Here is a 9890-nt window from a genome sequence, read left to right as displayed (position 1 = left end):
GCCAAAGGCATAATCCGGTCTAGAACCTGCTGCACATCGCCGGACTTATATTGCTGGTTCATTGAGCCGGAATAATCCAGAACCAGAGCCACACGAGCTTTCAGACCCAGCAGGCTTCTTTTTTCTAAACTTATCAATGATTTTTTAGTTAAATCCAATAAATGCGGCGCGGCATTTTTAATCTTGTCTAAAATCACTTTTTTCTTTAAATCCAGCTGAGATATAGCTTGAACGGGCCGTGCAGTATCTTCTGCAACCTCACCCCCAAAATGGCCAACCAAGGCTTTTAACCCGCCGTTAAATCCCTGTCCGATGGCTGCTAGCCGCCAAAACTCATTTTTAAAATAAACGCCCATCAGCATCACGGCTCTTTCTTGACTGAAGTGGGTGGTATTTAATGTATATGCAGCCAAGACTTGGCCATTTGGATTCATCAATTCAACTTGAACTGACTCAATATCATGCAGCGTACTCTGGTCATTGCTTACAGCAGCGCAAATCACAAATTTTGGTGTTTGCGAGCTCTTGATTTGGCTTAAATTAAAAGCAAAGAAATGGGTATTGCCCTGCTGGCGGTATTGCACTTCAGCACGCGGTGTTTGAGGCTGATTATAAAAAGTCATATAATCATCATTAAAGAGTTGATCGCGTACCCCTAAGCCAAAACTCGAAACGTCGACATCGAATACAGCGTTAATTTGAATTGCCAAAGTAAATGCGTCAGTATTTTGAAGCAGCTGATTTAATGCTATTTTTTTCCCAGAAACCAACTGCATTGCGATTCTCTAATGGAGTACTTGAAAACAATTCAATATAAAAACATCTGCACATTTATACCAATTGCTTTCAAGTACTAAAAGATGACTCTTTTAGTACTGATATTTAGCCAACCAGCTGCTTAAACAGCAACCCCGTAGCTAGACGCTAAAGCACCAAGACCGCCGTTGAAGCCTTGACCCACTGCTTTGAATTTCCATTCGCCATTGTGACGGTACAATTCGCCAAAAATCATTGCGACTTCTGTACTGCCGTCTTCTGACAAGTCAAAACGCGCCAATTCTTCTGCATTCGCATCTTGATTAATGACTCGGATATAGGCTTTGTCGACCATACCGAAGTTTTGACCATTTTGCTGACCTTCATGAATGGTTACCGCAAAAACAATTTTCGCCACTTCTTGAGGAACTTTAGACAGGTCAACTGAAATGGTTTCATCATCGCCTTCACCATCGCCCGTACGGTTATCACCATTATGAACTACTGAACCACATGGAGACACTTTCTGATTAAAGAAAATAAATTCACCATCTAAACGAACTTTACCATCTTCACCCGTCAAGAATGCAACCGCATCTAAATCGAATGCTTTACCATCCGTTGCGCGTGGGTTCCAGCCTAAACCCAGGTCGACTTTATTCATAGTCGGTGCAGTTTTAGACAGGTTGATATTGCCGCCTTTGGATAAATTAATCGCCATTTCTTTGTTTCCTTATCAAATTTAACTTATGAATATTGTTGCTTTTTACTATATGAAATTGAAGAGATTACCGCCCAGACAATGAAGGCAACACCCACCAATCCTGTAATCACTTCTGGAACATGCAAGCCTGTGCCGCTTACCAGCATAATCAATGCCAGTGCGCCAATAGCATAATGTGCTCCATGCTCTAAATAGATATAAGCATCAAGTGTGCCTTTTTCAACCAGGTAAATAGTCATTGAACGAACAAACATCGCGCCAATGGCTAAACCGAGCATAATAACGACCACATCACTGGTAATTGCAAATGCACCGATTACACCATCAAAACTAAAAGAGGCATCCAGCACTTCTAAATATAAGAAACCGCCAATACCGCCTTTAACAATTGTTCCTGTTGCAGATGCAGTATTTGATTTCTCAGACTCTTCATCGTCATCCTTGTTACTGCCCTCTAATAAGTGGCCAATAACCTTAACACCGACATAGACTACAATACCCCAGATACCGGCCATCATCACAACCAAGCGAGAAGCTTCTGGAATATAGCTTGCTAAAATTAGTAAAACGACCAATGAAATGAAAACTGAAATCGCCTGAATATTACCTAAATCCGCCAATCTAGATTCAAGCCAATGAAACCAATGTTCATCTTTTTCATCATCAAACAAGAAGTTTAAAAACACTAAAAGCAGGAACATGCCGCCAAATGCCGCAATTTCAGCATGGTGTGCCATCAGCTTTTCTGAATAAGATTTCGGATCATTCAGCGCTAATTTAGCCACCTCAATCATACTCATATCGGCAGTCACTCCCACAATCAGTAGCGGGAAGACCAAGCGCATGCCGAAAACAGCAACAATAATGCCGACAGTTAAAAACAGGGTTCGCCAAAATTGATCCCAGTGTTTAAGTACAGAGGCATTCACCACCGCATTATCGAAAGATAGTGAAACTTCCATAATGGCTAGAATAGAGGTGATTGCTAAAACTTTGAACATTGCCGACAAACCGGCTTCTGGACCATGGGTAAAACCCCAATAGGCTGAAATGGCTAAACATATAATGGTAAAGATGATTGAAAAACGGAAATGTTTCATTTTTTACCTAATAAACAAAGTTTAAATACTGATGCCATATTGACCACACATCGCGCGTAGACCACCATTATAGCCTTGCCCTACCGCTCTAAATTTCCATTCACCATTATGACGATATAATTCACCAAAAATCATCGCGGTTTCAGTAGAGTAATCTTCATTTAAATCAAAGCGGACAATTTCGACATTGGTTTGATTATTGATGACACGAATAAATGCATTTTGCACTTGACCAAAATTCTGACCGCGGGTTTCAGCATCATGAATAGTCACCGTAATAGCAATTTTTTGCACATCAGCGGGAACCTTTGACAAATCAATTTTAACTGCTTCATCATCACCATCACCCGCACCAGTACGGTTATCACCGGTATGTTCTACAGAACCTTCTGGGGAACGGGTCTGGTTATAAAAAATAAAATCAGTTTCGCCGCGAACTTTGTCATTTGCAGCTAACAAGAAGGCAGAAGCATCCAAGTCAAAATCTGCGCCATCAGTTGCTCGTGCATCCCAACCCAAACCAATCAAAACTTGGTTTAGGGATGGATCGGTTTTACTTAAAGACAGGTTTCCACCTTTATTTAATGAAATCGCCATGATTTTTTCCTCTGGGTAATTAGATCTATTTTTTCAGTTTGTTTAATCTTTTGAGCCTTTGGTCCAACGAAAGCCAAAATCATAAAACTGGTCTAAGCTTTTTTGACCTTCAAAATAACGGACTTCACGATTGGCCTGAATAGCACCGTTAATATTTCTTAATTCTATAATTGCACAGGTGTTTAGTTGGTTACCTTCTGTTAAGCGCACCTCAATTTCCGGTTGATCGGGAATACGAATTGTTACCACACCATCGGTGGCAGCCCATTGGGCTGCACCTTCATAAATATAAGTGTAGATTACAATACGCTCAATGCGATCCCAGTGAGTACCATTAATATGGAGGTTTTCCCCATTCAGTGACGCCCCGGTGCGGTCATCGGCGTCTAATTTCATATAGGGGGCGCGATCAAAATCGCCAAATCGGTTTCCAAGCGGCTGTACTAAATCAATGGTGCCATCTTTAAGCTGCACCATCGCACCCAGATCCAGGTCGATTGACTGGGAACGGGTTAATTTCTGAAAAAAGGATTCAGATTTAGGTGCAGATTTATTCCAGTTTAAATTGACTGAAATTTTGCCAAAAGCTGAACCTTTCTTGCTCAGGTTAATCGTCGAGTTATTTTTATCTAACTTAATCTTGGATAAATTTATATTGGACTTGAGTGGTGTTGGTGTTGGTGAAGTATTGGTTGTGGTCTCATCAATCACCACACCAAAATTTTCAGCCAAGGGTTTTAAACCCCCATTAAAGCCTTGATCAATAAATCTAAATTTCCACTTCTCATTATGTTTGTATACTTCTGCCAGAATTAATGCTTTTTCTGTTTTAGACTGAGTCTGAATCAATGCATTGGCGATGGTTTGAGTACCCGATAAAAGTTCAATATGAATAGGAGATATACGGCTGAAATTATTGGGTTCATTAATGGTGGCACATAAAGTAACTTTTTGAATTTGTGGATCCAGCAATGCGGTATTAATCTTAAATTTAGTTAAATATGGATCGTTAGACTGAGATGGGGATAAGACCACACTTTGATTCGGGGTTTGAGTTTGTCCATAGAAGATCATGTCCTGATCACCCCGCACTTTTTGTGTCCCTTGTGCTAAAAGATAGGCAGTACAATCAACCTCGACCTGATGAGGAATGCTTGTTTTTATGGATATTTCGACTACTTCCGATCCTAAGGTAATGTTTCCACCCGCAATAAGCTGCATACGACCCTCTTATAATATTGCAATATTTAATTTAACTTATTAAATATATAAATTATATTTAATATAAAAACATATTTAAAAATATTATTTAAATAGACCTATACTGTTTTAACATATTTTTTTTCAGCCACATAGCTAAAATATTTCTTTTAAGTGTTTTATAAAAATTTAACTTTTTTAAAAAAAATTATTCAATTTATAACATGAATAATTTTATATATTCCCTGTAGAATGGAGGCATAAATTTATAATGGTTATTTAACCAAATTGAGATTAAATCTACTGTGAAATCGCACTACAATATCTGGATTGCTGAAAGTTATTCCTGTCAAAACGACCTTATTCAATTATTAAAAAACTCAAATTTATCTTCCCACCTGACAATTTTTTGCTCCCATAGTCATCTACGTCCTGAACTCAAGTTGCATGCAGACTATTTTTTTCAACAACCGGCTGTTAAGGACAGTTCAGCGTGGTTATTAGAACAATGTAAAAAGCATTCTATTCAACTTTTATTCTGTGGAAAACATAGTCAATTTATTGAGCAATTTCGTGAAGAATTTTCCCGTTATGATATTCAATTAGTGACTGGGGCTACAGGCATTCATCAACATGAAAACATTAATAATAAATTTTTATTTGGACAAATTTGTGCAAGTTTAAACTTAGCTAACATTTGTGCTGCAAAAGTTGCTCATGTGAATGAATTAAAACAAGCTGTTAATGAATATCAACAACGATATGACACTATTTGTGCAAAGCCGGTGTATGGCGTATATGGTACAGGTTTTGTGCAATTAAGCGATGACCTTTCATATTTCACAAAGTTTCAATCCCCTACTTTGTGTAATACGCAACAGTTCATAGAAGCCTATGCTCAATTAGATCCGCCTATCGAATATTTGATTATGCCTTTTTTGCCAGGGCAAGAATGTTCTGTCGATATTGCCTGTAGTCAGGGAAAAATTTTAGCCTCAGTGACTCGGATAAAATTCAAATTTTATCAAGAATGCTATATCGAGCATCCATGCCATGACATATGTAAAATTTTAGTAGAACATTTCCAGTGCGATGGATTGATCAACATCCAATTTAAGCAAGATGCGCAGGGAGTCTGGCATATTTTAGAAATTAACCCGCGTCCCGCTGGCGGTTTTGCCTATACCCAGCATACGGGAATAAATTTAATTGCTGAATTAATTGCTAATAAATTGCACTTAGTTTTAAAGCGCCGCGTACCCACTGCTGTAGTACAGGTTCTTCCCCTTATACAAAGTATAAAAATGGATTGTAAACATTGATAAAACATATTGATTTAAGCCGTGGCCGTATTAGCGTGACCGTCAATCATCATCATCCTGAATGGACATTGGATGATTTACTGAGCTTTGCAGAAAGAATTAATCCGAAACGTGCATTTTTATTTGTTTCTAAAGTTCTGGGTAAACATATTCCTGTCGCACCATCCGTGATGCAAAAAAGCTATCAAGACCTTGCTGCACTTATTCCCAAGAATTTACCCTATCCCATCAGTGTGATTGGTATGGCTGAAACTGCAGTCGGTTTGGGCGCAGGAGTCTATCGTGAGCTAAAACCAGATTTTGGGGAAAATGCGATTTTTTTAACCACCACTCGGCATCCAGTCGAAACTTTACCCACGTTGGGCCTGTTTTTAGAAGAACATAGCCATGCACAAGACCAGTTTATCTTGTCCAGTCATGATGCGCTTAAACATCAACACATCCTCAGTTCAAAAACACTTATTTTAGTGGATGATGAAATTTCGACTGGAAAAACCTTTAGAAATTTAATTCTCAGTCTGAAAAAATCGGGTTTAGAACAGGTTGAACGGATTATTTTAGTGACCTTAGTCAACTGGGCTGAACAGCACTTAGTCACCGATGATCTAGGCATTCCGGTTGAAGTGATTTCTTTATTACAAGGACACTGGCAGTGGCAAGATAACCACCAGAAAATTGATATTCAAATGCCGAATGTCAGTTCAACCCAGCAACAAAGTCAAAAAATTATTGCACCCAATGACTGGGGACGCGAACCGACTTTTCTGGATTGTTCGGCTTGGCCGCAGATTAAATCCATTCAAGCGCATGAAAGAGTTTTAGTGTTAGGTTCGGGTGAATTTACTTGGATTCCTTTTCTAATGGCAGAGCAATTAGAAAAACAAGGGGCCGAAGTTTATTTTAGCTCCACCACCCGCTCTCCAATTATGCTAGGTCAGGCTATAGAAAGTATTTGTTTATTTAAAGACAATTACGGACTGAATATGAATAACTATGCATACAACGTAAAACATCAACAATTTGATCGCGTCTTTTTAATCGTTGAAACCGCTAAAGAGAGTGTCGACCCTTTGCTTTTTGAACAAATAAAAAACTTGGAAATTATTAGTTATGAATGCTAAGCCGTTAATTTTTGTTGACTTAGATGACACACTTTTTCAAACCCATCGTAAAAGTACACCGACACCCTTGCACAAAATTGCAACTACCGACAAATCAGGTGAACCGCTTTCCTATATGCTGCCGAAACAGCAAATATTCGTGAATTGGTTATTGGAGTCGGCTGAAGTGATTCCAGTCACTGCCCGGTCAGTAGAAGCATTACAACGCGTACATATTCCTTTTCAGCACGGTGCAATCTGCTCACATGGCGGAACCATTTTAGGGGCCAATAAACAGGTCGATCAAGAATGGCTTGTTATGCAGCAGCAAGCTACAGCAGAATTAGAGCCCTTGCTCAATGACCTACCCAATGCATTGCTGGATTATGCAAAACCTTTTGGATCAATCCGTACCTGGACGGTGGAAGAAAATGGCGGGAAAATTTATACAGTTGCCAAACAGAATGATCCCGAGCCCTTATTTTTATCCAAGATTATGGCCAACTTACCGGGTGAAGTGCGCGAGCATTGCTACGTACATATCAATGGTAATAATTTGGCGATCATTCCAAAATTTGTTTCCAAACAAAAAGCAGTCGAATTTTTTATCAACAAACATGATCCTAAACGTGAACGGGTTATCTTAGGCTGGGGCGACAGCTTATCTGATGCAGGCTTCTTGGCGTGTTGTGATTGGTTTGGTATGCCTAAAAATAGCCAATTAGATAAGTTTTTAGCACAAAGTTTAATGCAAGATCATTATTCAAAAGGGTATTTAGGACATGGATAAGAATTTTTCTGGTACCTCCATTCTTAATACCTTGGGTTTTCATGGTTCATATCGACCGCAAGATGTGACTTTTTTACTCAATATTGATGATATTGAACCGACCCCATTGGCAGAAAAAGAATATTTGATTCAATCGGGTGAAAAACATTACTCTCAAATGATTAGTGTGGAGCATCCCCCTTCAAAAGAGCAGATGCGACATTTTCAATACGCTTTTGAGCAAGGTGCCGAACGCCTGGCTGCTGATGTACAGAAAATTGCGAACTCGCTGCTGAGTCGATTTAACAATCAACCTATTATTTTGATCAGTCTCGTACGTGCAGGAGTGCCTTTAGGTGTGCTGCTGAAACACACTATTGAAAAGCATCAGCCTTGTGCACATTACGGGATTAGTATTATTCGTGATCGCGGTATCGACTTTGCCGCCTTACATGCCATTATTGATCAACATGGCGCAGAAAATATTGTTTTTGTGGATGGTTGGACCGGCAAAGGTGCAATTTGTCGGGAGTTAACCCAAAATTTAGCAGATTATCCGGCATTGTTTGATCCGGGCTGGGATATTCCTCGCCTTGTCACCTTGGCCGATTTAGGTGGCTATTCCTGGTTAAGTGCCAGCTGTGAGGATTGGCTGATTCCGTTTGGAATTCTAGGTTCCGTGATCTCCGGTTTAACCTCACGTACCATTTTAAAAGACCACATCGATTTTGAATGGGCAAAAAAGAATTGTTATGAGCCTAAAAATTGGCATAGCTGTCTAGTTTATAAACATCTAGCTGAACATGATATTTCCGTAGATTTTATAGACAAAATCTTAAATATTATTGATCAGAATCCGTCTACAGATTTAGCCAATTGGAATAATCAAGTTCGACTTGCACAACAGAAAATTTGTTTAGACACGATTGCGTGGATCTCTGACACCTACGGTATTAAAAATATTAATCGTATTAAACCCAGCATTGCAGAAGCTACGCGTGCAGTATTAAGACGTATTCCTGAAAAAATATTAATCCGTGACCCCTCCAATCCCCATGTACAATTGCTGTTACATTTTGCCAAAAAACAGAATATTCCCGTAGATATTTTAGCTACCCAGTTAGGTCCATATCATGCAGTCACTCTGATAAAAAAAGTCGAGAAAAAATAAATGAAACAACTGCAACATGCGATTGAACTTGGTGCAACCATGTATATTCCTGCAACTCATGAGCAGTTATGGGAAGTGACCGAAGGGATTAAATTTCCAATCCTAAAATCTATTGCAGTCTGCTTAGAAGATGCTGTTTTAGAAAAAGATATACAAACTGCCATGGTCAATTTAAAGCTGCTATTACAAAAACGTTTAGAGCAGCCGAACTCAAAGTCACCTGCAATATTTATTCGCCCTCGCAATATTGAGATGGCAAAACACATTGTCGACTGGGACTTGAATCATACCTACAGCGGCATGATTTTACCCAAGTTTACGCTGCATGATTTAAAGCAGTGGATGGACGTTTTGCCATCGAATATCAACCTGATGCCGACGCTTGAAACCAAAGAGATTTTTGATATGGGCCATAATATGGAACTTAATCAAGCACTCAAATATGATTTTCATAAAACCTTATGTTTAAGAATAGGCGGTAATGATCTGCTGTCCTGTTTAAATTTACGCCGTCCTAAAAATACTACAATTTATCAAACCCCAGTGGGTATGCTGATTTCCCAATTGGCAGGCTTGTTTATTCCTCATGGCTTTCAACTCAGTTCGCCGGTGTGTGAACATATCAACCATACCCAATTGCTTATGAGTGAAATATGCCAAGACATGAATAACGGGATTTATACCAAAACTGCCATTCACCCTTCGCAAATTGAATATATTCACCAAGCTCTTCAGATAAATACAGAAGAATTTCTGGAAGCACAGCAAATTTTATCGCAAGATGCCAAAAGTGTATTTAAAAGCCACGGCTCAATGTTAGAACCTGCGACACATCGCAATTGGGCAGAAATGATTTTATTACGCTATAAGAATTTCGGTTTATGTAAGTCTCAGCCCTCTACCCAAGATAAACTCATGCTCAATATATTTTCAGTTTAAGCTTCAACTCTGTGTACTAGCATCAGACGGTCTTGCATGCCGTGAAGTACAATTTGCACACCCACTTTTAGTGGCACTGTTGCAAATAACCGCTGATGGTAAGCTGAATGCTCTTTCAGCTAAAGATTCAGCATATGAATCCCTTCCATGGTCGGCATTTTCAGGGCGAAATCATCCTGTGGGCGGTGCGCTGGTAGCGTAAATATGCCATT

General features: G+C 39.3%; 10 protein-coding genes. 5 read left to right on the top strand and 5 right to left on the bottom strand.

Translation table 11 applies throughout. The annotated features are described in order from the left end of the window. The 5 genes from ACKI4H_RS06310 to ACKI4H_RS06290 all read right to left on the bottom strand — a co-directional run. On the bottom strand, positions 1–776 hold a 776-nt coding region (locus ACKI4H_RS06310), incomplete at its 3' end, for a TerD family protein (protein WP_407304553.1). A 122-nt stretch (positions 777–898) separates the two neighbouring features. Next, the gene (locus ACKI4H_RS06305) at positions 899–1477 is read right to left on the bottom strand and encodes a TerD family protein (protein ID WP_407304552.1); all 579 of its coding nucleotides are present in this window, start codon (positions 1475–1477) and stop codon (positions 899–901) included. A gap of 26 nt (positions 1478–1503) precedes the next feature. Further along, positions 1504–2580: a DUF475 domain-containing protein gene (locus ACKI4H_RS06300; protein WP_407304550.1), complete on the bottom strand. Its 1077-nt coding sequence runs from the start codon at positions 2578–2580 to the stop codon at positions 1504–1506. 21 nt (positions 2581–2601) lie between these two features. Then, positions 2602–3177: a TerD family protein gene (locus ACKI4H_RS06295; protein ID WP_407304547.1), complete on the bottom strand. Its 576-nt coding sequence runs from the start codon at positions 3175–3177 to the stop codon at positions 2602–2604. Positions 3178–3219: 42 nt separating this feature from the next. Then, the gene (locus ACKI4H_RS06290; protein WP_407304544.1) at positions 3220–4398 is read right to left on the bottom strand and encodes a TerD family protein; all 1179 of its coding nucleotides are present in this window, start codon (positions 4396–4398) and stop codon (positions 3220–3222) included. Between the two features lie 422 nt (positions 4399–4820). On the opposite strand from ACKI4H_RS06290, the gene ACKI4H_RS06285 reads away from it, so the two are divergent. The 5 genes from ACKI4H_RS06285 to ACKI4H_RS06265 are packed head-to-tail and all read left to right on the top strand — an operon-like array spanning position 4821 to position 9678. Then, the gene (locus ACKI4H_RS06285) at positions 4821–5699 is read left to right on the top strand and encodes an ATP-grasp domain-containing protein (protein ID WP_407304542.1); all 879 of its coding nucleotides are present in this window, start codon (positions 4821–4823) and stop codon (positions 5697–5699) included. Further along, the gene (locus ACKI4H_RS06280) at positions 5699–6820 is read left to right on the top strand and encodes a phosphoribosyltransferase domain-containing protein (protein WP_407304554.1); all 1122 of its coding nucleotides are present in this window, start codon (positions 5699–5701) and stop codon (positions 6818–6820) included. The genes ACKI4H_RS06285 and ACKI4H_RS06280 overlap by 1 nt, the downstream gene beginning before the upstream one ends. Further along, positions 6810–7589: a hypothetical protein gene (locus ACKI4H_RS06275; protein WP_407304539.1), complete on the top strand. Its 780-nt coding sequence runs from the start codon at positions 6810–6812 to the stop codon at positions 7587–7589. The genes ACKI4H_RS06280 and ACKI4H_RS06275 overlap by 11 nt, the downstream gene beginning before the upstream one ends. Beyond that, entirely contained in the window at positions 7582–8739 is a 1158-nt protein-coding gene (locus ACKI4H_RS06270) for a cysteine protease StiP domain-containing protein (protein WP_407304537.1), read from the top strand. The genes ACKI4H_RS06275 and ACKI4H_RS06270 overlap by 8 nt, the downstream gene beginning before the upstream one ends. After that, positions 8740–9678, top strand: coding sequence for an HpcH/HpaI aldolase/citrate lyase family protein (locus ACKI4H_RS06265; protein WP_407304536.1), 939 nt, complete (start codon positions 8740–8742; stop codon positions 9676–9678). It begins immediately after the preceding gene. Positions 9679–9890 lie beyond the last annotated feature (212 nt).

The sequence above is a fragment of the Acinetobacter sp. genome, assembly GCF_045628685.1.
Classification (GTDB): Bacteria; Pseudomonadota; Gammaproteobacteria; order Pseudomonadales; family Moraxellaceae; genus Acinetobacter.
The sequence above is the reverse complement of the archived record's forward strand: the minus strand, read 5'-3'. Positions and strand labels throughout refer to the sequence as shown.